Source organism: Streptomyces rimosus (genome assembly GCF_008704655.1).
GTDB lineage: Bacteria > Actinomycetota > Actinomycetes > Streptomycetales > Streptomycetaceae > Streptomyces > Streptomyces rimosus.
The window spans coordinates 2,240,503-2,266,124 of the sequence record NZ_CP023688.1; the positions used below are offsets into that span (position 1 = coordinate 2,240,503).

Genomic DNA, 25,622 nt, shown 5'->3' on the forward strand with positions numbered 1-25,622 from the left:
CCCCATGGAAATCGGTTTGCATCACTTGCGATGTTTCCTCGTCCTGGCCGAGGAGCAGCACTTCACCTGGGCCGCTGATCGTCTCGGTATCTCCCAGCCCACCCTCAGCCGGCACATCCAGCGTCTGGAAGGGACCCTGGGCCGGACCCTGCTGGACCGCAGCACCCGCCACCCCCGCCTCACCGCGGACGGGAGCCGACTGCAAGCCGATCTCCAAGCCCTTCTGCCCCAGCTGGAAATGGCTCTCCAGCCCCCCGAGGCGCAGTCCTCACTGCGCCTCGGCTATGCCTGGGGCTTCCCCCTCCAGCGTGGCCGCCGAGCGACGGCCACGCTGGAGGAGCAGCACCGCGTCATCGTGCACACCGTGCGCCAGGACGACCGCACCGCCGGACTGCGCGACGGTGCGGTCGACGCGGCCCTGCTCTGGGGGACCATCAGCGATCCGCGCCTGGTCACCACCGAGATCCTGCGGGAGCCGCACATCGCGGCGATCTCCCGCAGCTCCACTCTGGCCGTACGTGACCGTGTCACCTGGCGCGACCTCGGGCGTCGCTGCCTCATCGTCAACACCGTGAGCGGCACGTTCACCCCGCAGGACTGGCCGGCCGACGCCACCCCCGAGGTCGGCGTGGAAACCTCCAACATCGAGGAATACCTCCACGCCGTCGCCGCCAGACGCGGAGTCGGGGTGCTCCCGGTATCGGTGGCCGCGCAGTACCCCGACCCGGACATCCTGTACCTGCCACTCACAGGCGCCCCACCCGCCGTCCTCACCTATGCCTACCCCCGCAACAATCCCCACCCGTACGCGGCGACCTTCGGACGCATCCTGCGCCAGGACCAGGCCAGCGAGCGGGCGAGCCACTTAGACGTGGTCTCAGTTGGCCGACCTGCGACAGCCGATGAGGGCTGCGGCCATGGCGATGACGGCAGGAAAGTGGTCCGCGTCGCGTTCACAGCGGCGAAGCAGACGGCGGGTGCCGCCCGACCACGAAACGGTGCGCCCGACCATTCGGCGGTGCCGACCGAGCCGGTGGCATGACGCGATGCCTTTGCGGGCGGTGCGGTGGCGGGTGCCGGGCCGGCGAAGGGGCGTTCGCGCGCGGTCGTCGTCGTAACTCTTGTCGGCGTGCGGTTTGACCGGTTGTCGGCGCCGCGGTCCGCGGTTCGCGGCGAGACCGGATGGGTGGGGCAGCACGCACCAGAGGCATCGGCTTGAGGCTGTCGCCGCCCGCAGACTTAGGGAGCCGATCGCGCACCGCAACCAGTTCCCCTCGGGCACCGCGTTCGTCGAGCGCGACATGGTGAGCCGGGCCCAGACGCGTCGCAAAGCCCTAGACGTCCTGGAGAGCGTCCAGGCGACCGGTTCGCAGGAGGACCGTACGGCCGTGGTCACGGGTTTCCTCGAAGCGCTGCTCATGGCCGCGGACCGGGGGTTCGACCTTCGGACGGTGTGGGGCGATCTCGGGACCGGGTCCCGGGCGGCCTGCCTGGCGCTCAACGAGTTCTGGGGTGTCGAGTCGCCCGGCTGGATGCGGGCATCCTGACGCTTGACCGGGCCGGAGAGGTGGCCCATGGGCGGGCCGCGTCCATGAGGAGCGGCCCGCACGTGCTGTTCGGCCACGTAGATCAAACGGTGAGGCCGGGGCGTAACCTGCGCCGAAGAGGCCGTGGGGTATGGGCCGCACCCCCGGCGGGGCGGCAGAATCACCGCATGGTGATCACCGCACGTGTCCTCAACCGTTCCACGCTGGCCCGGCAGTTGCTGCTCGCCCGCGCGCCGCTCGATGTGGCCGACGGGCTGAAGCAGGTGGTCGCCCTACAGGCGCAGCAGCCCGCGTCGCCGTACGTCGCTCTGTGGAACCGGCTCAGCGGCTTCTCCCCTGCCGATCTCGACGCCGCCGTGTGCGGCTTCCGGGCGGTCAAGGCAACGCTGATGCGGGTGACGTTGCACATGGTCCACGCCACGGACTACCGCGCTTTCCGTGAGGCCGTGGAACCGACGCTCCGCGGCGCCAGGCTCGGCGACGCCCGTTTCACGGCGTCCGGGCTGACTGCCGCCGACGCCGGCGCGCTCGTACCGGAGTTGCTGGAGTTCGCCGACCGACCGCGCACCACCAGCGACATGCAGGGGTGGCTCGAAGAGCGTCTGGGTGCGCCGCTGGAGCCGTCGGCCTGGCGCATGCTGCGGCAATACGTTCCGCTATGGCACGCGCCTGTTGACGCGCCCTGGCTGTTCGACACCCGTCAGACGCACGTCGCGGCGAGCACACGGCCGGTCCTCGCGGACCCCGACGCGGCCGCCGCAGGATTGCAGGCTCTGGTCCGCCGCTATCTGGCGGGGTTCGGGCCGGCGTCGGTGGCGGACGTGGCGCAGTTCGCGCTGGTACAGCAGTCGCGGGTACGCGCCGCTGTACAGGCGCTCGCCGAGGAGCTCGTATCTCTGAAGGGCCCCGACGGGGTGGTGCTGTACGACATACCGGGCGCGCCCCGGCCGGACGAAGACACTCCCGCGCCGCCCCGCCTGATGGCGATGTGGGACAGCGTCCTGCTCGCCTACGCCGATCGCGGACGCGTCATTCCGCCCGCGTACCGCAAGCATGTGATCCGCAGGAACGGCGACGTGCTGCCCACTCTGCTGGTCGACGGGTACGTCGCCGGTGTCTGGCGCCCGGTCGGCGGGGGGATCGAGGCCGGGACCTTCCACCCGCTCCCCCGTCACGTCTGGGACGGGCTGGCCGCCAAGGCCCGTTCGCTCGCGCGGCTCCTCGCCGACCGCGACCCTGGGGCGTACCGCCGTTACGACCACTGGTGGGCCAAGGGTCTTCCGGCGGCCGAGACCCGGCTGCTCCCGCCGGGTCCCTGAGCCGGGCCCGAAACCGCACCGTACTCAGGGCGACTGTGTCACCGGCCCGGATCGGTGACCGAAGGGAACGGCGCGTCGATGGTCTCGCGGATGACGCGGTAGCAGCCGCAGGCGTTCGCTTCGAGGCGCTCGCGGTCCAGGAGCGTGATGATGCCGCGGCTGTAGCTGATGCAGCCGTCCTCGGCCAGGGCGCCCGCGACCTCGCTGACCGACGATCTGCGCACCGCGAGCATCTGGGCGAGGAACCGCTGGGTGAGCGGGAACCGGTCGCTGTGCATCCGGTCGCCGGTCATCAGGAGCCAGCGGGCGCACCGCTGACGGGTGCGATGACTGCGGTTGCAGGCCGCGTTCCGCGCCAGCTGGGTGAACATCGTCTGGGTGAAACGTTGCAGAATCTGCTGCAGCCGCCCGTCCAGGACGGCGATCTCGTGGCGGAACCGGTCGGCTTCCATCCGCAGCCCCCGGCCGGGGACCTGGCACACCGCCCGTTCGGTGGGGCTGCCGGCGCCCAGGAAGACCGAAAGCCCGACCATGCCCTCGTCACCGACGGTGGCGACCTCGACGGCGGGACCGTCCAGCTCGGCGACGATCGAGATCACGCCCAGTACGGGAAACCACACGGCGTCGATCGGTTCCCCGGGGCGGTACAGCACATCACCGGAGTTCAGCTCGACCGGCTCCAGGTGCGGCTCCAGCCTGCGGCGCTCGGCCTCCGGAAGGGCGGCGAGGAGACGGTTGCCCCTGGGGTCGTACGGACCGGTGGCGCCGTTCGTCATGCGTACCCGCCTTTCGTCCCGTGGTCAGGCGGTGGCCTCGGGTGGGATCACCGCGGCCCAGGACGGCAGCGACACCCGCATCAGCCCCGCGGCGCCCGGCACCATCACCAAGCTGACCAGCGCGTGAGCCAGCACCGGCAGGGGCAGCACGAAGTCTATGCAGCCGGTGGCCATCGCGGCGCTCGGCATGCCGAAGGCTTCCGAGGTGGTGATGTCCTGGGCGAGCACCCGTCCCCCCGCGCCTCTGATGTGCCGTACGCCCAGGGCCCCGTCCTCCAGGCGCCCGGTGAGCACCGCCGCCAGGGCCCGGGGCCCGAAGGCGGCCGCGGCGGAGGCGAACATCGGGTCCGCCGAGCGATGGCCGTTCGCGGCGTGCAGCGACACTTTGCCCTCGGAGGTGAAGGCCGCCCACTGGCCCGCCGGTACGACGTGCGCGACGCCGGGCGCCAGCTGATCGCCGTCCTCCAGCAGCCGTACGGGCAGCGCGGAGCGGTACCGCAACACCCCGACCAGCCCGTCCCGCTCCCGGACCGGCCGGTGCTGCACCAGCACCAGGGCGGCGGGAAACGTGTCGGGCAGTGCCGCCAGGATGTGGCGGTACGCGCTCACGCCGCCGAGCGACGCGGCCATGCAGACCACGTCGAAAGCGGCGAACGACTTCTGAACGGTACCGAACACAAGACCAGCCTAATGCCCGGGACCGCACACAGGAGCCCGGTGGGGCCCGGGGCCCCATTTCGGGCGAGCCGAGGCCGGGGCCCCACACCGATCGGGCCGGGGCCGTGCGAGACGGACAGCGGAACGACCGGCGAGGACAACCCCGCCGACGCGCCCTATCTCTTGCCCGCGTCCCGTACGCGCCCTATCTCTTGCCCGCGTCCCGTACGAGCAGGGCCATCTGCACCCGGTTCGACAGCCCCAGTTTGGCCAGGGCCCGGCTGACGTGGGCCTTGACCGTGCCCTCGCCCATCGCCAGCTCGCGCCCGATCTCCGCGTTGGACAGTCCCCTGGCCACGGCCCCCACCACCTCGCCCTCACGGCCGGTGAGAACCGACAGGCGCAGGCGCGCCTCGGCGGCCCCTTCGGGCTCCAGACCGGCGAAGGTGTCGAGCAGCCGCTTGATGACCTTGGGGGTGAGCATGGCGCTGCCTTCGGCGACGGTGCGGACGGCGTGGGCGAGGTCACGCGGGGAGGTGTCTGGTGTGCTTGAGCTGCCTGTGCCGCAGGGGACGGCGGTCTTGGCGGGAGCTGTACGCTTTGCCGCCGCTCAAGTGGTCCGGCCGTGGGGCTCCGGTCTGTCCCGGCGTGATCAGCAAGGCCAGTGGGTGCCGCCCGTAATGTCAGGCTTTGCAAGTGCGGTGGCTCTTCCCTCATCCGTCCACCCAAAGTCGGATGCACCACGATCCCCGGTGCTGAAGAATTTCGAAGCATGGACGATGCGTTGCGTGCACTGCGGGGTCGGTATCCCGGTTGTGAGTGGGTTGTTGTGGAGGATGGGGCCTCGGGGGCTGGTGTTTATCGGCTTCGGGGTGGTGGGCGGGAGTTGTTTGTCAAGGTGGCAGCTCTGGGGGCCGGGGTGGGCTTGTTGGGTGAGGCTGAGCGGCTGGTGTGGTTGGCGGAGGTGGGGATTCCCGTACCTCGTGTTGTGGAGGGTGGTGGGGACGAGAGGGTCGCCTGGTTGGTCACCGAAGCGGTTCCGGGGCGTCCGGCCAGTGCGCGGTGGCCGCGGGAGCAGCGGCTGGACGTGGCGGTGGCGCTCGCGGGGCTCGCTCGTTCGCTGCACGCGCTGGACTGGGAGCGGTGTCCGTTCGATCGCAGTCTCGCGGTGACGGTGCCGCAGGCGGCCCGTGCTGTCGCTGAAGGGAGCGTCGACTTGGAGGATCTGGACGAGGAGCGGAAGGGGTGGTCGGGGGAGCGGCTTCTCGCCGAGCTGGAGCGGACTCGGCCTGCGGACGAGGATCTGGCGGTTTGCCACGGTGACCTGTGCCCGGACAACGTGCTGCTCGACCCTCGTACCTGCGAGGTGACCGGGCTGATCGACGTGGGGCGGGTCGGCCGTGCGGACCGGCACTCCGATCTCGCGCTGGTGCTGCGCGAGCTGGCCCACGAGGAGGACCCGTGGTTCGGGCCGGAGTGTTCCGCGGCGTTCCTGCGGGAGTACGGGCGCGGGTGGGATGGGGCGGTATCGGAGGAAAAGCTGGCGTTTTACCGGCTGTTGGACGAGTTCTTCTGAGGGACCTGATGGTGTTGGTGGCTGGGTAGGGTTGCGTCGCGTGGGTGACAGCACAGTGTGGACGTTGGCCATCGCGGCCGTGACGGGCGGTACGGCGGTTCTTGCGAGTTGGGTGGCCGGGCGGGGCAGTACGCGAGCCGCTCGGGTTCAGGCGGAGATCGCCGCGCGGGCGCAGCGGGCCGAGCGGCTGCGGGAGAGCCGCCGGGCCGCGTACCTGGACCTGATCGAGCAGACGCACCGCATGGGTGAGCTGTACTGGGAGATCTTGGCGGTGCTGCGCAATGGTGCCGGAAGCTCCGGTGGTGCCGGAAGCTCCGGTGGCGCCGACGGTCCCGATAGGGCGGGTGACATCGCGGAGGCTCTGAAGGAGCTGCACGATCGGGAGATCGCGGAGTACGCGAAGATCCGTCGCTGTGCGCGGGTCGTCGAGTTGGAGGGGCCGCCCGAGGCCGCGGCCGCCGCGCTCGCCCTCCAGCGGACGACCGGCACGTTCTACCGGTGCGTCAAAGCGGCGATGGAGGGCGATGCCGACGCCCGGGAGGAGTTCCGTACCGCTTTCTCGCCCTTCTGGGCGGCGCTGGAGGACTTCATCGAAGCGGCCCGCACCGCCCACCAGGCGGGGTGAAAGGGCACCGTGTCAGGGGGGCGCCTTCCAGCCCCTCCCCTACGCCCCGGGCACTCCCACCCGCGCCCCCGATGACGCCTCCACCAAGGCGGCCGTGAAGGGATGGCCGGGCGCCGCGAGGACTTGGCCGGTGGGGCCCTGTTCGACCGGGTTGCCTGCGTCCAGGACGAGGATCTGGTTGGCGGTGGTGGCCGTGCCGAGGTCGTGGGTGATCCACACCAGTGCCAGGTCCGGCTGTTCGCGGAGGTGGCGGTCGAGGACGGTGAGGATGCCGTGCCGGGTGACCGTGTCCAGGCCCGAGGTGATCTCGTCGCAGATCAGGACGCGGGGGCGGGCCAGGAGGGCGCGGGCGAGGGCCGCGCGCTGGAGTTCGCCGCCGGAGAGCCGGCCGGGGCGGCTGTGGATGTGCTGCTCGCCGAGCCCGACCTCGGCGAGGAGTTCCCCGGCCTCCCGTGTGGCGTCCGCGGGGGCGGCTCCGCGCAGACGGATCGCGGTGCGGGCGACCTGCGCCAGGACCGTGCGGTGTTCGTCGAAGGACGCCTGTGCGTCCTGGAAGACGTACTGGACGGCCGCCAGGTGCGCGGGCGTACGGTCGCGGAGGCTGCGCGGCAGTCGTACGCAGTCGAGGAGGATCTCGCCTTCGTACGTACGGTGGAGGCCCGCCAGGCACCTGCCGAGCGTCGTCTTGCCGCTGCCGGAGCGGCCGACGACCGCCACTCGCGCGCCGGGTGGCAGGCGGAGGGAGACGTTGCGCAGCACGTCGACGGTGCGGCGGGGCCTGCTGCCGCGGTGGTGTGCAGTCAGGTCGCGCACTTCCAGTACGGGGCGGGGTTCGGGCTCCGGTGCGCTACGGGTCCCGGCGTCGGTCTGCTCTTCCCGGGACGCGAACCACTGGCGCGTCCAGGCGTCCCGGGGCGCGAACAGCTGGCGCGTCCAGGCGTCCCGAGGCGCCGACGCCACCTGCTCCGCCGGCCCCGCCTCAACCACCCGGCCGTCTCTGAGGACCACGATTTCGTCGGCGAGTTCCCGTACCACGTCCAGGTCATGGCTCAGCAGCAGGACGCCGATGCCCTGCTGGACGACCGACATCAGCTCCGCCACGATGCGGCGCTTGGTGAGGGCGTCCTGGCCGGTCGTCGGCTCGTCGGCGACCACGACGCGGGCGCCGAGGAGAAGGGCCTGGGCGAGTACGACGCGCTGTTGCTGGCCGCCGGACAGCTGGTGGGGGTAGCGGCGCAAAAGATCGGCGGCGTCCGGGAGTTGGGCTCGGGTAAGGGCCTCGGTGATGCGGTGGCGGGCTGCCTTGGCGCGCTCGCGGCGCGGGAGGTGGCGTACCTGGGTACGGGCGATGTCGGCGAGGAGGGCGCCGGCCCGGCGGGCGGGGTTGAGGACGGCCGCCGGGTGCTGCGGTACGTGGCCGACCAGGCCGCCGGTGACGGTCACCGTGCCCGTGACCAGGGCGTCCGGCGGGTACGCGCCGAGCAGGGCCAGACCCGTGGTGGTCTTGCCGCTGCCGGACGCGCCGACCAGGGCGGTGACCGCGCCCGCGCGGACCCGCAGGCTCACTCCGTCGACGACGGCCCGGCCGCCGACCTCGACCCGCAGGCCGTCGACCTCGGCGACGACGTTCGCTGCCGCACTCACCGGCGGCCCTCCTTGGTGTGTCGTGGGAAGAATCGAAGGGACGGTCCGAGAAGGGACGCCCCCGGGTGAGGCCATGGACGCTTCCGGCCCTCCCCGCTCTCCCCTTTCAGCGGACGTTCGCGCCCCTCCCCCTCCAGCAGCCCGTCGAAGAGCAGGTTGCCGCCCATCGACAGGGCCACGATCAGCAGTGCGGGCACGACCACGGCCCACGGCTGTACGAACAGCCCGGTGCGGTTGCGGTCGACCATGACCGCCCAGTCCGCCGCGTCCGGTTCCACGCCGACGCCCAGGAACGCGGCGGTGGCGACGAGGTAGAGCACGCCGGTCAGCCGTACCCCCGCGTCGGCGGCGAAGGTGCGCAGCGCGGACCGGCCGACGTAGCCGACCGCCGTACGCCACCAGGTCTCGCCCTGCATGCGCAGCGCCTCGACGGCGGGGCGGGCGGCCGCTTCTGAGGCGGCGGCGCGTACGATGCGGGCCGCGTCCGGGATGTTGACCAGGGCGACGAGCAGCGCGAGGCCCGCGGCGCCCGGGGAGAAGACGGCCGCGACCAGCAGGATCAGCAGCAGCGACGGCACGGCGAGCAGCACGTCCAGCGGGCGCATCAGCAGTTCTTCGAGCCAGGCGCGGTGGGTGAGGGCGGCGGCCAGGCCCAGCGGTACGGCGACCGCGTAGGCGAGGGCGGTCGCGGCCAGCGCGACGAGCACCACGGACTGCCCGCCGAGCAGGATCTGCCGCCATACGTCGCGGCCGACGAAGTCGGTGCCGAGCCAGTGGCCGCCGCCGAGGGTGAAGGACGCGGTGCGCGGCCCGGCGTCGCCCGCGAACAGCGGCCCCAGGAGGGCGAGCAGGAGGGGCACCGCGGCGATCAGCAGCCCGGTCCGGCCGGGCCACCGCGTCGCCCGCTTCGTCCACGTCGTCGCTTCGCCGCGCCCCGTCCTCTTCAGCCGTTCCGTCATCACGCCGCCACCCCCGCCCGCGGCGCCAACCGTCGGGCCACCAGGTCGGCGCCGAGGTTGAGGACGACCGCGATGACGCCGAAGACCACGGCCAGGCCCTGGACCACCGGCACATCGCGCTCGGCGACCGCGTTCATCAGGACGGTGCCCAGGCCGGGGATCACGAACAGCGCCTCCACGACGATCACTCCGCACAGCAGCCAGTCGACGGTGCGGGCGAGTTGCTGCGCGGCGGGCGCGAGGGCGTTCGGGAGGGCGTGCAGGTAGCGAACGCGCGCGGTGGACAGGCCGTACCGGGTCGCCTGGCGGACGTACGGGGACCGCAGCGCGTCGATCATTCCGGCCCGTACCAGGCGGCTGATCGAGCACACCGGCCGGGAGAGCAGGACGAGCACGGGCAGGACCAGGACGGCCGGGTGGGCGAGCAGGTCGCCGCCGAAACCGACGGCGGTCGGTGGGAGCCAGCCCAGCCGTAGCGCGAAGAGGGTGGCCAGGAGCACGCCGAGGGCGAACTCCGGTACGGCGTAGACGGCGAGGGTGGCGGAGCTGACCAGCCGGTCGGCGAGCGAGCCCGCGCGGCGCGCCGCCAGTACGCCGAGCCCGACGCCGGCCGGTACGAGCAGCACCACGGTGATCGCGGCGAGCAGCAGGGTGGGGCCGAAGCCGTCGGCGAGGTAGGTGGCGACGGGGCGGCCGGAGGCCAGCGAGGTGCCGAGGTCGCCGTGCAGCAGCCCGAGGAGCCAGTCGGCGAACCGTTCGGCGGCCGGGCGGTCCAGGCCCAGTTCCGTACGGATGGCCGCGATGCGGGCCGGGTCGGGCTGGTCCCCGGCCAGGGCTACAGCGGCGTCGCCCGGCAGCGCCTCGGTCAGCGCGAAGACCAGCAGCACGACGGCGGCGGTCTGCGCGACACCGAGCAGCAGCCGGCGCGCGAGCCAGGAGCGCAGCGCCGCCTCCACGGCGCCCGCCCGCGCCCGTGGGGGCGCAGCCACCGCCGTCACGCCAGCCACACCTTGTCGAACCGCGCCCAGTCCAGGGTGTTGGCGGGCGCGTCGTGCGCCACGCCGCGCACCCGGCGGGACGTGCCGACGATCCAGTCCGCGAAGCCCCATACCAGGAAGCCGCCCTCGGCGTGCAGGCGGCGCTGCATCCGCCCGTAGACGGCCGCGCGTTCCTTCTTGTCCTTGGTGGACTGGGCCTGCTGGTACAGGGCGTCGAAGTCCTTGTGGTGCCACTTGGTGGCGTTGGTCGTCGAGTCGCTGAGCAGCCGTTGGGAGATGTGCGATTCGATGGGCATGGCGCCGGAGCGGTAGCAGCACAGGGTGCCGTGGTCGAGGATGTCGCTCCAGTAGCTGTCCTTGCTGCCGGACCTGACCTGGACGGTGACGCCCGCCTTGGCGGCCTGGTCGCGGAAGATGCCGGCCGCCTCGGTGAACCCGGCAGCGACGGGTGAGGTGTCGAGGGTGATCCGCAGGTCCTCGGCGCCCGCCTGCTTGAGGAGGTGGCGGGCGCGGTCGAGGTCCTGGTGGCGCTGCGGCAGGTCGCCCGCGTAGTACTCGTAGCCCTTGCCGAACAGGTCGTTGCCGATCTCGCCCGCTCCGGAGAGCGCGCCGTCGAGGAGCTCCTTGCGGTCGGCGATGAGGAAGAACGCCTCGCGGACCCGCTTGTCGTCGAACGGGGCGCGGTCGGTCTTCATGGCGAAGGACTGCATGGCGCTGTTGCGCAGCCGGACGATCTCGATCTGGCCCTTGCCCTCGTGGGCGCGCGCGGTGGTGGGGTTGAGTTCGTGTGCGTACTCGACCTGGCCGCCGAGCAGGGCGTTGACGCGTGCCGATTCCTCGTTGGCGACGACGAATTCGAGCTCGTCGAGGTGCGGGGCACCGTCCCAGTAGGCGTCGTTGCGTTTGACGACGCAGGAGCGGCCGGGGGCGAAGGAGACGAAGCGGAAGGGGCCGGAGCCGACGGGCCTGGCGAAGTCGGCGGTGGTCGTGCCCTTGGGGATGATGTACGCGCCGAAGGCGGCGAGGACGTTGGGGAATTCGGCGGTGGGGCGCTTCAGCCGGAACTCGACGGTGTCCGGCGAGACCGCCCGGCTGGCGGCGAGGTCGATGGGCTCCAGGGACGCCTTGGCGCGGTACGCCTTCTTGGGGTCGGTTATGCGGCGGTAGCTGTAGAGGACGTCCTCGGCGGTGACCGGCCTGCCGTCGTGGAAGGCCGCCTTGCGCAGAGTGATCCGCCAGCGGTCGAGGGTGTCGTTGGGTTCCCACTTGGCGGCCAGGCGGGGGCGGGCGGCCATGTCGGTGCCGCAGTCGGCCAGCTTGTCGTAGAGGGCCTTGGCGCGGGCGGCGTCGGCGAAGAGGTTGCCCAGGTGCGGGTCGAGGGTTTCGGAGGCGCCGCCCCCGGCGAAGGCGGCGCGCAGCCGGCCGCCGCGCCGGGGGCTGCCGCCGGTGTCCGACGGGCCGGGGGCGGTTCCGCAGCCGGCCAGGACGAGTCCGGCGGCGGCCGTGACACCGGCGGACGCGGCGAGGAAGCCGCGCCGTCGCAGGCCGGGGAGGTCGCCGGGTTCCCGGCGGGTCGGCCGGGAGGAGGGGAGTTCGGTCATGGTGGGTCACGCCTCACAGAGAGTGGGTCGAAAAGAGGAGTTCAGCCGTCGCCCAAGCGGGCCACGAGATGCAGCCGGTCACCATCGGCAGAACCCCCTGGAAGCACGGCTGAACCAGCCCGCCAGGGCGGCTCTGTACGCGGCCCCGGCCCGTCGTGCAGGTCCAGCACGGTGAAGCCGTGCGCGGCGAGTGCGTACCGCAGTTCCTGGGGAAACAGCAGCCGCCACGCGGAGTGCTGTTCGACGGGCGGTGAGCCGTCCTCAGTGCTCCACACCCGCCGTCGGCGCAGGAGCTGGGCCGCCCGGTCGACGGTGAGCGTGGTGACGGACCGGTAGACGGTGCCCTCCCAGGCGAAGCCGCGGATCTGCGGCGCATCCAGGAGTTCTGTACGGCCGAGGAAGAACGCGCCGTTACGCATCTCTGCCACCAGCAGTCCGCCCGGTGTCAGCGCGCGCCTGCAGGAGTCCAGAAAGCCGTCCAGTTCGTCGTTGGTGTGGCAGTACAGCAGCGCGCTGTCCAGGCAGACGATCGCGTCGAAGGGCTGCGCCGCGAGATCCGTAAGACGGAACCGGCGCAGGTCGGCCCTTACGTAGCGGGGTCCGGGGTGGTGGGTACGGGCGTGGGCGAGCATCGCGTCCGACAGGTCGGCGCCGACGACCGTACGGCCCGTGGCGTGCAGGTGGGCGGCGTCGCGCCCCGTACCGCAGCCGAGGTCGAGGACGTGCGGTCCGGCGCCGTGCGTGCGCAGCACCTCCTCGGTCCAGCGGGCGGCGAGCCGGTCCGGGTCGGGAAAGCGGGCCTCATACAGGGCGGGGTTGTCGGTCAGCAGGTTCCGGGCGGTGGCGTGCTCGCTCATGCCGTCACCGCCACGGCCCGTACGGGCAGGGCGCGCAGCCGGTGCAGCCAGCCGACGCCTGCCGCGGAGGCGAGGCCGAAGGCGAGGCAGCACGCCCAGGGCAGCCATGGGGCGCCGTGGGTGCCCGCGTCCATGGCCCAGCCGACGACGGTGTTGCCGACGGCGGCGGCGATGCCGGAGACGACGTAGAAGATCCCGAAGTAGGTGCCGGTGAGTTCGGCGCGGCCGAACTCCGGTATCAGCTCCATGACGAACGGCTGGGCGATCATGACGCCGACGTACAGGAGCAGTGCCCCGGCGAGGACGGGTACGAGGGCGAGCGCGGCCCGGCCGGCGCCACCGCCCGTTCCGGACGCCCCGGCGACGGCCATCGGCGGGACGAATGCCGCGCCCATCAGCGCCAGCCCGATGGCGACCCAGCGCGCCCGCGTGCCGCGCTCCTTGAGGGAGCGGGTGATGCGCATCTGAAGGGTGAGGTTGGCCAGCGTGCCGGCGAGGAAGACGATGCCGGCCGCGCCGTCCCAGCCGGTGGCCCGCCGGGCGCCGTCCGGGAGCAGCAGGTAGAGCTGGTTCTCCATGGTGAACATGCCGACCATGGCGAGGGAGAAGGCCAGGAAGGCCCGGTTGGCGAGGACTTCGCGCCAGTCGCCGAGCACGCTGCTCTTGGAGGCGGGCACCTCGCGGGCGGGCAGGACGGCGGCCTGGGCGGCGGTGAGCAGGGCGAAGATCGCGGCGGCGGTGAGGGCGGAGGCGCGGAAGTCGACGAGCAGCAGTGCGCTGCCGATCAGCGGTCCGACCAGGGCGCCGGTCGTCGCGAAGATGCTGAACAGGGCGAACGCCTCGGCCTTGCGGTCGCCCGCCTCGGCCGCGAGGTAGGCCCGTACGGCCGGGTTGAACAGGGCCCCGGCGAGCCCGCTGAGTATGGAGGCGGCCAGCAGGACGGGCAGTCCGTCGCCGAGCGCGAACAGGGCGAAGCCGACGGTGCGCAGCGCGCAGCCCGCGATGATCACGCCGCGGGCGCCGAGCCGGTCGGCGGCCGAGCCGCCCAGGATGAACAGGCCCTGCTGGCTGAGGTTGCGTACGCCCAGCACGATGCCGACCACGGCGGCGGACATTCCCAGGTCCTCGCCGAGGTGGGTGGCGAGGTAGGGGATGAGCAGGTAGAAGCCGATGTTCACGCCGAGCTGGTTGACCAGCAGGAGCCGGATGGCGAGCGGGAAGGCCCGCATCTCACTCCACGTCTTCACGGTGGTGCCTTTCCTTCTGTACTGCGAGCTGTGCTGCGAGCCGGGCTGGGGGCGGCGCTGCCGCGGTCCGTTCCGCGCGCGGGGGCACCGGCCGTACGCCCAGCCCGGCGCCCGTTCCGGCGCGTACGGTCCCGTCGGTGCCGCCGATGCCGGTCCACGGGTCGTGCGCGAGCAGGAGATGCCCGTCGAGGTCGGTCCAGCGGGCCCGGTCGGCGAGGTGGACGGCGGGGGCGATGCCGAGGGTGCCGGCGGTCAGGCAGCCGAGCATGAGGCGGGTGCCGCTGCCCGCGATCAGTTCCTCGATGCGCAGGGCCGCGTGGACGCCGCCGCACTTGGCGAGCTTGACGTTGACGCCCTGGACCCGTCCGGCCAGCCGCTCGACGTCGGCGAAGGACACGGCGTCCTCGTCGGCGATGACGGGCAGCGGGGAGCGCGCGGCGAGGCGGGCGAGCGCTTCGGGGTCGCCGGGCTCCGTCGGCTGCTCGACGGCCTCGACGCCGAGTTCGGCGAAGCGCGGCAGCAGCCGTCCGGCCAGCTGCGGCGTCCAGGCGCCGTTGGGGTCGAGCAGCAGCGTGGCCGTGGGGGCGGCGTCCCGTACGGCGCGTACGCGGGCGAGGTCGTCCTCGGGGTCCGCCGTACCGGCCTTGATCTTGAGGACGGTGAAGCCGCTCTCGGCCAGGCAGCGGGCCTGGGTGCGGGCCCGTTCCGTGGGCACGATGCCGATGGTGCGGGCGGTGGCGGCGACGGGCCGCCGCTCGGTGCCGAGCAGTTGGTGGACCGGCTTTCCGGCGCGCTTGCCGACGAGGTCGAGCAGGGCCGATTCGACGGCGGCGGTGACGGCGGGCGGTGTGTCCGGCGCGGGCAGGCCGCCTTCGCGCAGGGCGTCCAGGGCGCTTTCGGGGTCGGGGAAGCGGCCGAGTTCGACGGCGGCGCCGGCCAGCAGGCGGCTCAGGGTGTCGGTGTCGAGGCCGTAGTACACGCTGGTGACGGCTTCGCCGTGGCCGCGCAGTCCGTGGTGTTCCACGGACAGCCAGACGGCGTCCCGTTCGGCCGTCACCGACCGCGAGATGCGCAGCGGTTCGGCGAGCCGCAGTCGTACGACGCGCAGGGTGCCCTTCATGCGACGCCCTCCCCTATGACGGCTGCCTTCGGGTCGACGACGGTGGTGCACCGTGCCCAGCCGGTGGCTTCGGCCGCCGTGGGGTGCGGCAGTTCCACCGGGCGGGTGGCGACGGCCTGCCCGTCCAGGCCGTGGGCCGCGGCGAAGTCCTCGTCGTAGACGGTGCCGAGATAGCGGTGCAGGCCGTCGGGGAAGACGGTGGCGACGACGGCGCCGGGGTGCACGCGCGCCGCCCAGGCGGCGACCAGCGCGACCGCGCCGGTGCTCCAGCCGCCGCTGACGAAGCTGCCGCGGGCCAGCCGCCGGCAGGCGTCGGCGGCTTCGGCGGGCCCCACCCAGTGCACCTCGTCGAAGGCCCCGTAGGCGACGTTGCGCGGGTGGATGCTGCTGCCGAGGCCGCGCATCAGGCGGGGCCGGGCGGGCTGGCCGAAGATGGTCGAGCCGGTGGCGTCCACGCCGATCAGGCGCAGCGCGGGCCAGTGGCGGCGCAGCGGGCCGATGATCCCGGAGCTGTGGCCGCCGGTGCCGACGCTGCACACCAGGACGTCGAGGTGGTCGAGGGAGGCGGCCATCTCGGCGGCGAGGGAGGCGTAGCCCGCCGCGTTGTCGGGGTTGTTGTACTGGTCGGGCCAGTACGCGTGGGGCAGCAGGGCGCGCAGTTCGCGCAGCCGGGCGAGGCGGGCCGCCTGCCAGCCGCCTTCCGGCGCGGGCCGGTCGACGATCTCCAGCCGCGCGCCGTAGGCCCGCAGCAACTGCCGCATGGACGGTTCCAGTTCGCTGTCGCAGACCAGGATCACGTCGTGGCCGAGGGCCTGGCCGGCGAAGGCCAGGCCGATGCCGAGGGTGCCGGAGGTGGATTCCACGACCGGCGCGCCGGGTCGCAGTTCGCCCCGTTCGCGGGCGCCGAGCAGCATGGAGACCGCGGCGCGCGCCTTCATGCCGCCCGCGCCGAGCCCTTCGAGCTTGGCCCAGAAGCCGGGGTGCGGGCAGGGCAGGTCGCCGGTGATACGGGCCAGGGGCGTACGGCCGACGAGGGCGAGGAGTTCCCGGTTGGCGGCGGGCGCGCCCAGCACGGCGGCGGTCATCGGGTGCCTCCCTGTGCCGACAGGGCGTAGCCGGTGTAGCGGTGGACGACGCCGGGCCCGCCGTCGAGCCAGAAGAACGGGTACGGCTCGGCGCACACGGCGCTCACCCCGGCGCCCAGGAGGCGGGGCAGTACGGCGCTGCCGGTCTGCGCGAACATCACCAGCGGCTTGGCGTGCCGCGCGCAGTGGGCGCGCAGCGGCTCGAAGGTGCCGTTGCCGAGGGTCATGCCGGAGGCCAGTACGGCGTCGCAGCGGTCGAGTTCGGCGAGCGCGTCGGTGCGGATCGGCTCGCCCCATTCCGTACGGCCGCCCTTGAGGTCGCACGGTACGCAGACCAGTCCGCGGGCGCGCAGCGCCTCCAGCAGCGAGTTGACGACGCCGACGACCAGGACGGTGCGGCCGGGCGCGACGGGGAGCAGCCCGGCGACACCGCGGGCGCGGGCCCGGGACTTGGCGAGCGAGTCGCCGGCGGGCAGTTGCCAGGGCTGCGCGCCGTTGGCAGGCGTGTGCGGCAGGGCGTGCATCAGGTACGCGTCCAGGGCCGCGACCCGTACCGGCGCCAGCGGATGGTCGAGGAGTGCCGCGATGTCGGCGCCCACGCAGTCGTCGATCGCGGCGGCGGGCAGCGCGCCGGGCTCCACGGCGCAGGAGCCCACCGCGCTGCCGAGGCGCAGGCTGAGCACTTCGTTGCGGTAGCCGCCGCTGCGCCCTTCGTGGCGTACGGCCTGGCTGGTGGTGAAGGCCACCGCGATCTTCTGCGTACGGGGGTCGGGCCCCAGCTCGCCGGCCCGTACGCGGAGTACCAGGTCCGAATGATCGGCCGCGGCGGGCCGCACGGTCACCGCCGCCTGTCCCACCGGGCTCATCGCTCGTCCACCACCCGCGGACACAGGCCGGCCAGCAGCTCTTCGACGCGGGCACGCGCGCCCGCCCCTTCGCTGTCTGCGGCCATGACGTGGCCGAGGTACCCGTTGTTGCTGCCGGTCTCCTTCACGGCCTTGCCGGGCGCGGCGAGCTGGACCTCCAGCACGCCGGGCCGCCCGTCGAGCCCGTCGGCGCCGGTTATCTCCCGGAGCACTCCGGTGCGTTCGGGGACGAGGAAGCCGATGGCGGCGCTGCGCAGCCCGGTCTCGCGCGGTACGAGGTCCGGCTCGCGGCCGAGCGCCACCTCCACGAAGGCGGCGGCCAGGTCGATGCCGGTGACGTGGCGGACCAGCTCGGTGATGCGGTTGCCGGCGGGCCGCGGGTTGACCTCGACCACGCGCGGCCCGGCCGCGGTGAGCTTGATCTCGGTGTGCGCGACGACCTGGTCCAGGCCGAGCGCCTTGAGTGCGGCGCGGGCGGTGTCCGCGGCCGCTTCCGCGTCGGCGGTGGTCAGTGCGGCGGGGAACATGTGCCCCGTCTCCACGAACGCCGGGGCGCCGCCCACGCTCTTGTCGGTCACCCCGACGACGCGTACGGCGCCGCCGTACGACACGGTCTCGACGCTGACCTCGGGCCCGTCGAGCAGCTCTTCCAGCAGGACGACGGGGGCGCGGAGCTGCCCGCGCGCGTTGACGGGGAAGGCGGCCAGCTCGCGGTGCGCGCGCGCCAGTTCGCTCTCGTCGTCCACCCGCCGTACGTACATCCCGGCGCACAGGTCCACCGGCTTGAGCACCAGCGGGAAGCCGATCTCCCGCGCCGCCTCGGCGGTCCGGGCCCAGTCGCCGCAGACCGCGAACCTGGGGCCCGGCACGCCGGCCGCGTCCAGCGCGCGCCGGGTGGCGTCCTTGCGGCAGGCGGCCTCCACGGCGTCCGGCGCGGGACCGGGCAGTCCCAGGCGGGCCGCGATGCGCGCCACGGCGGGCAGGTAGTAGTCGCACGAGCTGAGGACGCCGTCGAAGCCCATCGCCGCGTGCAGGCGTTCGGCGTACGGCAGCAGGGCGTCGGTGTCGTTGGTGTCGGCGGTGATCACGTTGCGGGCCGCGAGCAGCGGGTGGGCGGTGCCCTCGGGGGCGGACCGCAGGTAGTGGTGGAGGTCGCGGGTGAGGAAGGTGAAGTCGTGTCCGGCCTCGCGGAGGGCGCGGGGCAGCAGCCTGCCCATCGACCCGACCCAGCTCTCGACCATCAGCAGATGCGCCACAACTCTCCTTCTGCGCAGGTGGTTTCGCTTCCGGGCACGCCACGGGGAGGCCTCGGCGGCCGTGGTGCGGTGTTGACCGAACGCGATGCTAACGCTAATGATTTTCATTGTCATCTCGTGGGCGCATCTTTCTTGCCGTTCCGTCCCCTCTCCTCGCCCGCGACGCCCGCCCGCGCCCTCCGCGCTGTCCCGAACTGCGAGCCCCATGCCTCACGCCCCGCGGCGCACCGCCCTGCTCTGCGCGCTCCTGACGAGCGTCGTACCGCTGTCCACCGCCACGGCCGCCGAACCCCGCGACGGCGCTCCCGCCCCGTCCCTGCGCTTCGGCGCCTGCCCGGCGTCCGTCCCCGCCCCTCCCCCGCCGGAACGCGTCGAGTGCGGCACGGTGAGCGTGCCGCTGGATCACTCGCGGCCGGACGGCACGCGCATACGGATAGCCGTCTCCCGCGTCCGCGCCTCGGGGACGCCCGCCGAGCGGCGCGGGGTCCTGCTGGTCAATCCCGGCGGGCCTGGCGGCTCCGGGCTTCCGTACGCGGTCACCAAGCGCGCCAAGCTGCCGGACGCGGTGCGCCGCGCCTATGACGTCATCGGCTTCGATCCGCGCGGCACCGGGCACAGCGCGCCCGCCGACTGCGGAGCGATGGGCGGGCTCTTCGACGCACCCGGCACCGGCGCCGCGCCGCTCGATCCCGTACCGCGCGACCGGCCCGGCGAGCGCGCCTACCTGGACTCCCAGCGACGGCTGGCCGCCGACTGCGCGGCGGGCACGGGCGACGCTCTCCCGCACCTCTCCACCAGCGAGACCGCTCGGGACATGGACGCCGTCCGCGCCGCGCTCGGCGAGCGGCGCATCAGCTATCTGGGCGTCTCGTACGGCACGTACCTGGGCGCCGCCTACGCGGCCCGATTCCCGCGCCGGGTCGACCGTTTGGTGCTGGACAGTGTGGTCGGGCCGCAGGACTGGCACGACTTCGACGTGCGGCAGGCGTTCGCGTTGCTGCGCCAGCGCGAGGTGCTCTTCGACTGGCTGGCGCGGCACGCTTCCCGGTTCGGGCTCGGCGGTACGGCGGGCGAGGTCGGCGCCGCGTACCGGCGGGTGCGGGACGGACTGGCGGCGCGGCCGGTCGCCGGGTTCGGTGCCGCGGCCTTCGACCGGGCCGTCTACCGGGCGCTGGGGCGTACGGAACGGTGGACCGCCCTCGGTGACGGGCTGCGCGCCTATCTGGACGAGGGGAGCGTCGACCGGCTGCGGCCCGCCGCGCCCTTCGACGGGGCCGAGTCACGTACGTACGAGGCCGCCAACCGGGTCGTGAAGTGCGCCGACGGGCCGGGGCCCGCGCCGGGGCGGGTGCTCGCCGACATCCGGCGGCTGCGCGGCGCCGACCCGCAGCCCGTACTGACCGGCCTGGAGGCTGCCGCCTGCGCGTACTGGCACGTCCGCCCGGCGGAGCGCACCCGGCTCGGCAGCCCCGCGGCGCCGCCGGCGCTGCTGGTGGCCTCCGCGCACGACCCCGTGACGACGCTCGCCGGCGCGCGGGCCCTCGGCCGCGTCCTGCCCGGTTCGCGGCTGGTCACCCTGCACGACGACTACTCGCACGGCGTCTTCGCGAGCCGCGGCAACCGCTGCGTGGATACCACGGTCGGCGCGTATCTCGTGGGCGGCACCGTCCCGGCGCGGGATGTGCACTGCGAGGGGCCGGGGCTGCCGGAGCCGTCCCCGCGTACCTGACGGCGCCGGGCGGCGGATTTTCCGGGAGGGCCGGAAAGCGCGGCGATCCTTCTTCGGCGGGCGGGCGGGTGCGCCCACCATGGGGGACGACGCGGGCGGCAGCCCGCCCGGCCGCGCAGGCGCGAGCCGGTCCGTACCACCGCAGGAGCCAGCATGATCTTCATCGTCGTCAAGTTCACCGTCCGGCCCGAGTACCAGGACTCGTGGCTGTCGCTGGTGGACGACTTCACGCAGGCCACCCGGCAGGAGCCGGGCAACCTGTTCTTCGAGTGGTCGACCAGCGTCGACAACCCGCGCGAGTTCGTGCTGGTCGAGGGCTTCGCCGACCGCAAGGCCGGGGACGAGCACGTGAACTCCGCGCACTTCAAGGCGGGCCTGGAGACCATGGCCGGGGCCATCGAGAGCACCCCGCAGATCATCAGCAGCGAGATCGACGCCGAGGGCTGGGCGCCCATGGGTGAGCTGTCGCCGCGCGAGGCGTGAGCGGCCGGGGCGCGGCGCCCCGGGGCCGCGGGCCCGTCCGTCCGGCCGCGCGGGGCGCCCTGCCCGCGCGGCCGGGATACGGGATCAGAACGGCGTGGCCGGGAGGTACTTGCCGTCCAGGGTGATCACCGCGCGGGAGCCGCCCTCCGGGTCCTCGACCTTCCGTATGTCCAGCCGGAAGTTGACGGCGCTGATGATGCCGTCGCCGAACTGCTCGTGGATCAGGGCCTTGAGGGTCGTGCCGTAGACCTGGAGCATCTCGTGGAAGCGGTAGAGGGTCGGGTCGGTGGGGACGCCCTCCGGGATGCTGCCGCGCAGCGGGATCGTGCGCAGCAGCCGCTCCGCCGCCTCGTCCAGGTCCAGCCGGGCGGCGACGGTGCGGGCGGCGTCGGCGGGCAGGGCGTGCTGCCCGAGGAGCGCGGCGGTGACGAAGACGGTGGACAGGCCGGTGCCGTCGGCCAGCTGCTCCCAGGTGAGGTCCTTGCGGATCTTGGCTTCGACGACGGTCCGCGCCAGGTCCTGGCGGGCCTGCGGGTCGAGCTGGGCGTGGGTGGGGGACACGGGAGGAGTCCTTTCGGGACGGAGCTCAGGAGAGCGGGGTGAAGGTGGCGCCGCGCGGGTCGAGGACGTCGACGGCTCCGGTACGGATGTCGTGGGTCCAGCCGTGCAGCGTGACCGCGTCCCGCGCGAGGGCGCGGGCCACGGACGGATGGGTGGCGAGGCGGGCGAGCTGGGTGGCGACGTTGTCGCGGACCAGGGCCTCGATCCGGGCCTCGGTGCCGGCGGCCGGGCGGGCGGGGTCCGTGGGAGGTCCGGCCGCGTCCAGCCAGCCGGCCAGGGCGGGCAGCCCGGTCAGGTCCTCGCCGGTGGCCAGGGCCGTCATCGCGCCGCAGCCGGAGTGGCCGCACACGATCACGTCGGTGACGCCGAGCGCGGTGAGCGCGTACTCGATGCTGGCGGTCACCGCGTCGGGCCGCGGGCCGTATGCGGGGACGAGGTTGCCGGCCGTACGGATCACGAACAGTTCGCCCGGCTCGGACTGGGTGAGCAGTTCGGGGATCACCCGGGCGTCGGAGCAGCCGATGAACAGGGCGCCCGGCCGGTGGGTGGTGGCGAGCCGCTCGAACAGGACCGCCCGGGCGGGGTGGACCTCGCGCTGGAAGCGCAGGACGCCGGCGGTGAGCTGAGAATGCACGGACACTCCTTGCTGGGGGACCTCGGCCGGGAAGCCGCTGAATCCACCATGCGTGAGCTGGGGCTATAGCGTCCAAGACGTACAACTCATGGCAACTATCGCTGTCGCCTATACCTGCTCGCCATGACTGCTTATCGTGGCAGGCATGGCCTTGGAATTGCGTCATCTGCGCTATCTGCTCGCCGTGGCCGAGCACGGAAACTTCACCCGGGCGGCCGAAGCCCTGCACGTCTCGCAGCCGACGCTCTCCCAGCAGGTCCGGCAGCTGGAGCGGGCCCTGAAGGCGCAGTTGCTGGACCGTACGGGCCGCACCGTGCGGCTGACCGACGCCGGGCAGGCGTACGCCCACTACGCGCGCGGTGCGCTGCGTGACCTGGAGGCGGCCGAGCGCGCCGTGCTGGACGTACGGGACCTGTCGCGCGGGACGCTGCGCCTGGCCACCACCCCGACCTTCACCGCCTATCTCGTCGGCCCGCTGGCCGGCGCGTTCCACACCCGCCACCCCGGCATCTCGCTCACGCTGCGGGAACTGCCGCAGGAGCGCATGGAGGCGGCGCTGCTGGCCGACGAGCTGGATCTGGGCATCGCCTTCAGCGGACCGCACCTGCCGGGCATCACCGGCACCGCGCTGTTCACCGAGGCGCTCGGGCTGGTCGTCGGCCCGGCCCATCCGTACGCGGACCGCACCGCACCGCTGCCCGTGCGCTCGCTGCGCGACCATCAACTCGCGCTGCTGAGCGCGGACTTCGCCACCCGGCTGCACATCGACGCATACTTCGGCGAGCACCGGGTGCGGCCCGACATCGCCGTGGAGGCGAACTCCCTCACCACCCTGACCGAACTCGTCCGGCGCACCTCCTTGGCGACCGTCCTCCCGGACGCCATCACCCGCGAACAGCCGGCGCTGCACCCCGTCGCCCTCTCCCCCGCACTGCCCGCCCGCACCGTGACCCTGCTGCGCCGCGAGAGCGCCTACCGCAGTGCCGCGGCCGACGCCTTCTCGGAGCTCGCCCGGGAGTGGGGGCGGGAGTACGGGGAGGAGTAGTGGCCCCGCGCGGCCGGGGCCGGGCGGTTCACCTCGATATGCCGCACAGGGCGTGGTCGACGAGGGCGTTCATGGCCCGGAGCTGGCGTACGGCGGTGTCCTGGTCGGCCGGGCGGCTGTGCAGGGAGACGGTGACGGAGCGGCGGCCGTCGGGAGTGGCGGCCGGCTGGACGACGTAGCCGATGCCGCTGCCGCCGTGGCCCCAGTACGTGCCGCCGCAGGACAGCGGGACGTTGAAGAGGCCGAGGCCCGCGCGGGTGCCCGGGACCTGGTCGGGCGCGTCCGGCACCGCCACGGTACGGCGCATCTCGGCCTGCTCGGCGGGCTCCAGCAGGCTTCCGCTGTTCAGGGCGGCGAAGAACGCGTCGAGGTCGGCGGCCTTGCTGATCATGGCGCCGTCGGCGCCGGAGTCGTAGGGCAGGTACGGCGCGGTGGTGTCGGCGTACGGCCCGCCCGGCGTGAACTGCTGGTACTCGGTGGCGTGCGGGTGCGGGAAGCGCGGACGGCCCTCGGGTGCGCGGGTGTCCTTCAGGTGGAGCGGCCGCAGGATGCGCTGTGCGACCTCGTCCTGCCACGTGTGGCCGGTGACGGCCCGCACGATCATGCCCGCCAGGACGTAGTTGGTGTTCGAGTAGCCGTGGCGGGTGCCGGGGCGGAACGCGGGGCGGTGCTTCATGGCCAGGGCGACCAGCCGCTCCGGCGAGTAGAAGTGGTCGCGCTCGGCCTCGTACTCGCGGCGGTCGCGCGGGACCACGTCGGCGGCGTAGTCGGGCAGGCCGCTGGTGTGGCCGAGCAACTGGCGCACGGTGACGGTGCGGCCGTCGTTGCCGTTGCCGGTGACCGTGCCGGGCAGCCACCGCTCCACCGTGTCGTCGAGCCGGAGCCGGCCCTCGCCGACGAGCTGGAGGAGGACGGTGGCGACGAAGGACTTGGTCGTACTGCCAATACGGAGAAATCCCCCGCGGGGCACGGGCCGGCCGGTCGCGAGGTCGCCGGTGCCGCTGGTGACCTCGCGGACGCCGTCCGGGGTGCGCAGGCGCACGGCGACACCGGTGACGCCGGCGTCGCGCAGGGCGTCGGCGTCCCGCTGGAGCGGGTCGGCACGCGCGTGCCCGGCGGCGGTGGCCGGGCCCGGCAGCACGGCGAGCAGCGTGCCGAGGGCGGCCAGTGCGGCGATGCCGGTGCTGCGTGCGCGGCGGAAGTGGCGTCTCATGCGGCGATGGTCGCGCGGTGCGGCGGGCTTGGGCCATCCGGCTGGCCCCCGTTCCGGTGGTGGGGTGAACCGCAGTCGGCGGACGGCACGGATCGCCGGTACAGGTACGGGTACCGGTACGGGGCGACGGGGACCGGCACGGGCCGCTGCGTACCGACGCAGGGTAGGGGCCGCCACGGACCGGTACGGCGACAGGGAGGCGCGGCATGGAACGGGTTCTGGTGACCGGGGCCACCGGGTACATCGGCGGACGGCTGGTGCCGGAGCTGCTGGCCGCGGGGTACACGGTGCGGTGTCTGGCCCGTACGCCGGGCAAGCTGCGGGACCACCCGTGGGCCGGCCGGGTGGAGACGGTGAAGGGCGATGTCACGGACGCGCGGTCGCTCGGCGAGGCACTGGAAGGGGTCACGGTCGCGTACTACCTCGTGCACGCGCTGGGCACCGGCAAGGACTTCGAGGAGACCGACCGCCGCGCGGCCCGCACCTTCGCCGCGTGCGCGCGCGAGGCGGGCGTGCGGCGGATCGTCTACCTGGGCGGCCCGGTGCCGGAGGGCGCCGACGAGCGGACCCTGTCGCCGCATCTGCGGTCCCGCAGCGAGGTGGGCCGGATCCTGCTGGAGTCGGGCGTGCCGACCGCGGTGCTGCGGGCCGCGGTCATCATGGGGTCGGGTTCGGCGTCCTTCGAGATGCTGCGGTACCTGACCGAGCGGCTGCCGGTGATGGTCACGCCGAGCTGGGTGCGCACCCGCATCCAGCCGATCGCCGTACGGGACGTCCTGCACTACCTGGTGGGCTGCGCCGAGCTGCCGGAGGGGGTGAACCGGGGCTTCGACATCGGCGGCCCGGACGTCCTGACGTACCGGCAGATGATGCAGCGCTACGCGCGCGTCGCCGCGCTCCCCCGCCGCCTGATCCTGTCGGTGCCGGTGCTGACGCCGGGCCTGTCCAGCCATTGGGTGGGGCTGGTGACGCCGGTACCGGCGGCCATCGCCCGCCCGCTGGCGGAGTCGCTGCGCCACGAGGCCGTCGTGAAGGAGCACGACATCGCGCGGTTCGTACCGGACCCGCCGGACGGGCGGACCGGCTTCGACCGGGCGGTGGAGCTGGCGCTGCGGCGCGTACGGGAAGCCCGGGTCGCCACCCGCTGGTCGTCGGCCTCGGTGCCCGGCGCCCCCAGCGATCCGCTGCCGACCGACCCGGACTGGGCGGGCGGCAGCCTCTACACCGACCGCAGGCAGCGCACGGTGGACGCGCCGCCCGAGGCCCTGTGGGAGGTCATCGAGGGCATCGGCGGCGAGAACGGCTGGTACTCCTTCCCGCTCGCCTGGGCGCTGCGCGGCCGGCTGGACCGGCTGTCGGGCGGCGTGGGGCTGCGCCGGGGGCGGCGGGACGCCGAGCGCCTGCGCGCCGGTGACTCGCTGGACTTCTGGCGGGTCGAGGAGATCGAGCGGGGGCGGCTGCTGCGGCTGCGCGCGGAGATGCGGCTGCCGGGGCTCGCCTGGCTGGAGCTGCGGTGCGGGCAGGACGCGGCGGGCCGTACGGTCTACCGGCAGCGGGCACTGTTCCACCCGCACGGGCTGGCGGGGCACGCGTACTGGTGGAGCGTCGCGCCGTTCCACGCGGTGGTGTTCGGCGGGATGGCGCGCAACATCGCGGCGGCGGCGCGGGAGCGGGGCGGCCGGGCGACCGCGGTGGGGCGGTGAGGCCACCCGGCGGGCCCGCCCGGCCGCCATTACCCTGCGTCCACGATCTTCGGTCGTATGAGTGAATACACGGCTTTCGCTGTCACGGTCGGACGCAGTGGGAGAGCGGTGTGCGGACGGC

At 73.5% G+C, this 25,622-nt stretch carries 25 protein-coding genes and 1 pseudogene; 9 read left to right on the plus strand and 17 right to left on the minus strand.

The window, feature by feature from the left end:
* The first annotated feature begins 4 nt into the window (after positions 1–4).
* The 3 genes from CP984_RS09190 to CP984_RS09200 all read left to right on the plus strand — a co-directional run bounded on the left by CP984_RS09190 (position 5) and on the right by CP984_RS09200 (position 2,866).
* A complete protein-coding gene (locus CP984_RS09190; protein WP_050507237.1) occupies positions 5–1,042 on the plus strand; it encodes a LysR family transcriptional regulator in 1,038 nt (345 codons plus the stop codon).
* 259 nt (positions 1,043–1,301) lie between these two features.
* The gene (locus CP984_RS09195) at positions 1,302–1,547 is read left to right on the plus strand and encodes a hypothetical protein (RefSeq protein WP_003980875.1); all 246 of its coding nucleotides are present in this window, start codon (positions 1,302–1,304) and stop codon (positions 1,545–1,547) included.
* Between the two features lie 167 nt (positions 1,548–1,714).
* Entirely contained in the window at positions 1,715–2,866 is a 1,152-nt protein-coding gene (locus tag CP984_RS09200; RefSeq protein WP_003980876.1) for a winged helix DNA-binding domain-containing protein, read from the plus strand.
* 38 nt (positions 2,867–2,904) lie between these two features.
* Here the strand turns inward: CP984_RS09200 and CP984_RS09205 are convergent, their stop codons facing one another.
* From CP984_RS09205 to CP984_RS42990, 4 genes and pseudogenes are all read right to left on the minus strand, one after another.
* Positions 2,905–3,642 (minus strand): Crp/Fnr family transcriptional regulator, encoded by a 738-nt coding sequence (locus tag CP984_RS09205; RefSeq protein WP_003980877.1) that lies wholly within the window; start codon positions 3,640–3,642, stop codon positions 2,905–2,907.
* Positions 3,643–3,666: 24 nt separating this feature from the next.
* Positions 3,667–4,320: a chemotaxis protein CheB gene (locus CP984_RS09210; protein ID WP_003980878.1), complete on the minus strand. Its 654-nt coding sequence runs from the start codon at positions 4,318–4,320 to the stop codon at positions 3,667–3,669.
* 184 nt (positions 4,321–4,504) lie between these two features.
* Positions 4,505–4,783: a response regulator transcription factor gene (locus CP984_RS09215; RefSeq protein ID WP_003980879.1), complete on the minus strand. Its 279-nt coding sequence runs from the start codon at positions 4,781–4,783 to the stop codon at positions 4,505–4,507.
* 58 nt (positions 4,784–4,841) lie between these two features.
* Positions 4,842–4,976, minus strand: a pseudogene (locus CP984_RS42990) (IS5/IS1182 family transposase); the annotation flags it as partial.
* A 95-nt stretch (positions 4,977–5,071) separates the two neighbouring features.
* Here CP984_RS42990 and aph(3')-VIIIa point away from each other — a divergent pair.
* The gene (aph(3')-VIIIa, locus tag CP984_RS09220; RefSeq protein ID WP_030183523.1) at positions 5,072–5,875 is read left to right on the plus strand and encodes an aminoglycoside O-phosphotransferase APH(3')-VIIIa; all 804 of its coding nucleotides are present in this window, start codon (positions 5,072–5,074) and stop codon (positions 5,873–5,875) included.
* Positions 5,876–5,915: 40 nt separating this feature from the next.
* A complete protein-coding gene (locus CP984_RS09225; protein ID WP_030183516.1) occupies positions 5,916–6,500 on the plus strand; it encodes a hypothetical protein in 585 nt (194 codons plus the stop codon).
* Between the two features lie 39 nt (positions 6,501–6,539).
* On the opposite strand, the gene CP984_RS09230 is transcribed toward CP984_RS09225, so the two are convergent.
* Genes CP984_RS09230 through CP984_RS09275 form a run of 10 tightly spaced genes read right to left on the minus strand, consistent with a single transcriptional unit; the run spans position 6,540 to position 18,133 of the window.
* Positions 6,540–8,144: an ABC transporter ATP-binding protein gene (locus CP984_RS09230; RefSeq protein WP_003980882.1), complete on the minus strand. Its 1,605-nt coding sequence runs from the start codon at positions 8,142–8,144 to the stop codon at positions 6,540–6,542.
* Complete coding sequence (locus tag CP984_RS09235) at positions 8,141–9,103, minus strand: ABC transporter permease subunit (RefSeq protein WP_003980883.1); 963 nt, start codon at positions 9,101–9,103, stop codon at positions 8,141–8,143. The genes CP984_RS09230 and CP984_RS09235 overlap by 4 nt, the downstream gene beginning before the upstream one ends.
* Positions 9,103–10,101 (minus strand): ABC transporter permease, encoded by a 999-nt coding sequence (locus tag CP984_RS09240; RefSeq protein WP_003980884.1) that lies wholly within the window; start codon positions 10,099–10,101, stop codon positions 9,103–9,105. Before CP984_RS09240 ends, CP984_RS09235 begins: the two co-directional genes overlap by 1 nt.
* Complete coding sequence (locus tag CP984_RS09245; RefSeq protein ID WP_003980885.1) at positions 10,098–11,702, minus strand: ABC transporter substrate-binding protein; 1,605 nt, start codon at positions 11,700–11,702, stop codon at positions 10,098–10,100. Before CP984_RS09245 ends, CP984_RS09240 begins: the two co-directional genes overlap by 4 nt.
* 41 nt (positions 11,703–11,743) lie before the next feature.
* Entirely contained in the window at positions 11,744–12,559 is an 816-nt protein-coding gene (locus CP984_RS09250) for a class I SAM-dependent DNA methyltransferase (protein ID WP_003980886.1), read from the minus strand.
* Positions 12,556–13,806: an MFS transporter gene (locus tag CP984_RS09255; RefSeq protein WP_003980887.1), complete on the minus strand. Its 1,251-nt coding sequence runs from the start codon at positions 13,804–13,806 to the stop codon at positions 12,556–12,558. The genes CP984_RS09250 and CP984_RS09255 overlap by 4 nt, the downstream gene beginning before the upstream one ends.
* Positions 13,790–14,926 carry a dipeptide epimerase gene (locus CP984_RS09260; protein ID WP_003980888.1) on the minus strand — a complete coding sequence of 379 codons (1,137 nt, stop codon included), beginning with the start codon at positions 14,924–14,926 and terminating at the stop codon, positions 13,790–13,792. The genes CP984_RS09255 and CP984_RS09260 overlap by 17 nt, the downstream gene beginning before the upstream one ends.
* The gene (locus tag CP984_RS09265) at positions 14,923–16,011 is read right to left on the minus strand and encodes a PLP-dependent cysteine synthase family protein (RefSeq protein ID WP_003980889.1); all 1,089 of its coding nucleotides are present in this window, start codon (positions 16,009–16,011) and stop codon (positions 14,923–14,925) included. The genes CP984_RS09260 and CP984_RS09265 overlap by 4 nt, the downstream gene beginning before the upstream one ends.
* The gene (locus CP984_RS09270) at positions 16,008–16,877 is read right to left on the minus strand and encodes a Rossmann-like domain-containing protein (protein WP_003980890.1); all 870 of its coding nucleotides are present in this window, start codon (positions 16,875–16,877) and stop codon (positions 16,008–16,010) included. The genes CP984_RS09265 and CP984_RS09270 overlap by 4 nt, the downstream gene beginning before the upstream one ends.
* On the minus strand, positions 16,874–18,133 hold the full coding sequence (locus CP984_RS09275) for an ATP-grasp domain-containing protein (RefSeq protein ID WP_003980891.1): 1,260 nt from the start codon (positions 18,131–18,133) through the stop codon (positions 16,874–16,876). Before CP984_RS09275 ends, CP984_RS09270 begins: the two co-directional genes overlap by 4 nt.
* A gap of 205 nt (positions 18,134–18,338) precedes the next feature.
* Here CP984_RS09275 and CP984_RS09280 point away from each other — a divergent pair, with 205 nt between their 5' ends.
* Together CP984_RS09280 and CP984_RS09285 are read left to right on the plus strand one after the other, a co-directional pair.
* A complete protein-coding gene (locus CP984_RS09280; protein WP_003980892.1) occupies positions 18,339–19,862 on the plus strand; it encodes an alpha/beta fold hydrolase in 1,524 nt (507 codons plus the stop codon).
* A 153-nt stretch (positions 19,863–20,015) separates the two neighbouring features.
* A complete protein-coding gene (locus CP984_RS09285) occupies positions 20,016–20,345 on the plus strand; it encodes a putative quinol monooxygenase (protein WP_030183503.1) in 330 nt (109 codons plus the stop codon).
* 84 nt (positions 20,346–20,429) lie between these two features.
* Here the strand turns inward: CP984_RS09285 and cynS are convergent, their stop codons facing one another.
* Together cynS and CP984_RS09295 are read right to left on the minus strand one after the other, a co-directional pair.
* Positions 20,430–20,906 carry a cyanase gene (cynS, locus tag CP984_RS09290; protein ID WP_030183501.1) on the minus strand — a complete coding sequence of 159 codons (477 nt, stop codon included), beginning with the start codon at positions 20,904–20,906 and terminating at the stop codon, positions 20,430–20,432.
* A 25-nt stretch (positions 20,907–20,931) separates the two neighbouring features.
* Positions 20,932–21,540, minus strand: coding sequence for a carbonic anhydrase (locus tag CP984_RS09295; protein ID WP_003986378.1), 609 nt, complete (start codon positions 21,538–21,540; stop codon positions 20,932–20,934).
* A 145-nt stretch (positions 21,541–21,685) separates the two neighbouring features.
* Between CP984_RS09295 and cynR the strand changes: the two genes are divergently transcribed.
* Positions 21,686–22,585 (plus strand): transcriptional regulator CynR, encoded by a 900-nt coding sequence (gene cynR, locus CP984_RS09300; RefSeq protein WP_003986379.1) that lies wholly within the window; start codon positions 21,686–21,688, stop codon positions 22,583–22,585.
* A 28-nt stretch (positions 22,586–22,613) separates the two neighbouring features.
* Here the strand turns inward: cynR and CP984_RS09305 are convergent, their stop codons facing one another.
* Positions 22,614–23,798 carry a serine hydrolase domain-containing protein gene (locus CP984_RS09305; protein WP_003986380.1) on the minus strand — a complete coding sequence of 395 codons (1,185 nt, stop codon included), beginning with the start codon at positions 23,796–23,798 and terminating at the stop codon, positions 22,614–22,616.
* Between the two features lie 206 nt (positions 23,799–24,004).
* Here CP984_RS09305 and CP984_RS09310 point away from each other — a divergent pair, with 206 nt between their 5' ends.
* Positions 24,005–25,501: an SDR family oxidoreductase gene (locus tag CP984_RS09310; RefSeq protein WP_003986381.1), complete on the plus strand. Its 1,497-nt coding sequence runs from the start codon at positions 24,005–24,007 to the stop codon at positions 25,499–25,501.
* Positions 25,502–25,622: the final 121 nt, after the last annotated feature.

Coding starts and splice junctions, on each gene's coding strand:
- CP984_RS09190 (WP_050507237.1), top strand. CDS start 5: ATGGAAATCGGTTTGCATCACTTGCGATGTTTCCTCGTCCTGGCCGAG.
- CP984_RS09195 (WP_003980875.1), top strand. CDS start 1,302: ATGGTGAGCCGGGCCCAGACGCGTCGCAAAGCCCTAGACGTCCTGGAG.
- CP984_RS09200 (WP_003980876.1), top strand. CDS start 1,715: ATGGTGATCACCGCACGTGTCCTCAACCGTTCCACGCTGGCCCGGCAG.
- CP984_RS09205 (WP_003980877.1), bottom strand. CDS start 3,642: ATGACGAACGGCGCCACCGGTCCGTACGACCCCAGGGGCAACCGTCTC.
- CP984_RS09215 (WP_003980879.1), bottom strand. CDS start 4,783: ATGCTCACCCCCAAGGTCATCAAGCGGCTGCTCGACACCTTCGCCGGT.
- CP984_RS09235 (WP_003980883.1), bottom strand. CDS start 9,103: ATGACGGAACGGCTGAAGAGGACGGGGCGCGGCGAAGCGACGACGTGG.
- CP984_RS09245 (WP_003980885.1), bottom strand. CDS start 11,702: ATGACCGAACTCCCCTCCTCCCGGCCGACCCGCCGGGAACCCGGCGAC.
- CP984_RS09250 (WP_003980886.1), bottom strand. CDS start 12,559: ATGAGCGAGCACGCCACCGCCCGGAACCTGCTGACCGACAACCCCGCC.
- CP984_RS09260 (WP_003980888.1), bottom strand. CDS start 14,926: ATGAAGGGCACCCTGCGCGTCGTACGACTGCGGCTCGCCGAACCGCTG.
- CP984_RS09265 (WP_003980889.1), bottom strand. CDS start 16,011: ATGACCGCCGCCGTGCTGGGCGCGCCCGCCGCCAACCGGGAACTCCTC.
- CP984_RS09270 (WP_003980890.1), bottom strand. CDS start 16,877: ATGAGCCCGGTGGGACAGGCGGCGGTGACCGTGCGGCCCGCCGCGGCC.
- CP984_RS09280 (WP_003980892.1), top strand. CDS start 18,339: ATGCCTCACGCCCCGCGGCGCACCGCCCTGCTCTGCGCGCTCCTGACG.
- CP984_RS09285 (WP_030183503.1), top strand. CDS start 20,016: ATGATCTTCATCGTCGTCAAGTTCACCGTCCGGCCCGAGTACCAGGAC.
- cynR (WP_003986379.1), top strand. CDS start 21,686: ATGGCCTTGGAATTGCGTCATCTGCGCTATCTGCTCGCCGTGGCCGAG.
- CP984_RS09305 (WP_003986380.1), bottom strand. CDS start 23,798: ATGAGACGCCACTTCCGCCGCGCACGCAGCACCGGCATCGCCGCACTG.
- CP984_RS09310 (WP_003986381.1), top strand. CDS start 24,005: ATGGAACGGGTTCTGGTGACCGGGGCCACCGGGTACATCGGCGGACGG.